1 protein-coding gene is annotated in these 1,733 nt (G+C 35.6%); it reads left to right on the top strand.

All coding sequences use genetic code 11. The features are described 5' to 3' along the window. Positions 1–582, top strand: a 582-nt coding sequence (locus tag CKF54_RS06425) for an MFS transporter (protein ID WP_410454512.1), incomplete at its 5' end; no start/stop codon positions are given. Positions 583–1,733: the final 1,151 nt, after the last annotated feature.

The following is a 1,733-nucleotide window of genomic DNA, read 5'->3' on the forward strand; positions in this document are numbered from 1 at the left end:
AAATTTCGGGAGAATAGGCTTTACATTGTGCGTATTGGTATTGACCAATGGTCACCAGTATATGCGCATGAAGAGTTAGGTTTTAGTAAAGAGATCGCGATTACTGGGTTTACAGTATTTGAAGTGGGGGCGCTAGTTGGTACTCTACTTTGGGGTTTCTTTTCGGACTTAGCACGTGGACGTCGTTGTCTGTTAGCGGTAGTAGCGTTAATTATCATTATCTTTACTCTGTCTTACTACCAACACGCAGCAAGTGAGACTATGTTCTTAGTTGCTTTATTTGTTTTAGGTTTCTGTGTATTTGGTCCACAATTACTAATTGGTGTAGCTGCAGTTGGCTTTGTACCAAAACGTGCAGTGGCAGTTGCTGATGGTATCAAAGGTACATTTGCGTACTTAATCGGGGATTCATTTGCAAAACTAGGTTTAGGTTTAATTGCAGATGGTACACCAATTTTTGGTTACACAGGTTGGACTGGTACTTTCTTAGCGCTAGACTTAGCAGCAATTTTATGTGCGGTGCTTCTAGGGGTAGTGGCTATCTTCGAAGAACTGAAGATCCGTCGTCAAGCTCGCAGCTAAGAGTATTTGTGTAAATAAGACTACACAATAATTTATTGTAGTAAACTGCAAATTAGTCTATATTTGCAAATGACAAATTAGTCTGTAGGTTAAACTACAAATAAGTCATTCGCAAACTACATATCAGTCTATAGCAGTGAACTGCAAATAAAAGATAGATAGAAATAGTCCTCCCAAGGTTTTTCCTTGGGAGGACTATTTTATGGGGAGGACTATTTTATGCGTTTTGAGCAGTCCTTATGAGCTGTCCCTCAAATGCTAGACTTATCTGTATCTGCGCTGTCTCCCTGAGCTGTACCGCAAATGCTAGACCAAAGGAAAAACTAACATTTGCAGGATCTTGTTCTCTGTTTTTTGTAGCAGAGTTTCGCTAATGATTTTTGGACAAGATAATTTACCTGCAAAGAAATGATAATTTATCAGGAGAAATTGATCGCTTACGATCAGAAAATTAAAAAACTGTTACCCAGCAACGACATTTTTTAAAATTTTTGTCTAATTTTTTGCAAAATTGTCGGAAAAAGAAATTTTCCAATTTTATTTTTGTTTAAAAATTATCTTTAGGATAAATAAGGAGAAAAAAGTTCTTTTGTGTTTCAAAAGCTAAGTAAATCTCTTGTTTAAGCTAAAACATAGTTTTTACTCACTTTATCTTTGGTCGTCTACAAAGATATCTTTTTGTTGAAAAGACGTCTATGGTTGAAGAAAAAAAGGTCATCTTATTGTAATTTGTGATCTATCTCGCATTTCCGGAAAAAAGAATTTACAAGCTTGACTTATTTCTTATAATTTGAGTTATAGAAAGAAGGTAAGTTTGTAACTTGGTATCTTTAGACAAAGTAAATAATACAGTATAAACCTCTTAGAGAGATTAGGCAAACGCTAGGTTCCCGAAAATAGAGCAGATTGTTTAATCTCTTTTTTTCTTCTCAATTTAGCTTGTTTAGTCAGTCAAAAGTTTATACTTTGCCCGTGGTGCTTAAGTAATAGGTTATGTAACGACAACCTGATTGTTTGGTTCTTTAACCTTTGTTGTATGCTTAGGTTCCCTAACCTTGTGTTGTCTGGTTGCTGTTTGACCTTGTGCTGTATGGTAATTTGTTAACTTATCAGTTCCGAACTTTAAGTTGGTATCCTAAGTTACCACCTTT

The sequence above is a fragment of the Psittacicella hinzii genome, from assembly GCF_003585885.1.
Lineage (GTDB): Bacteria > Pseudomonadota > Gammaproteobacteria > Enterobacterales > Psittacicellaceae > Psittacicella.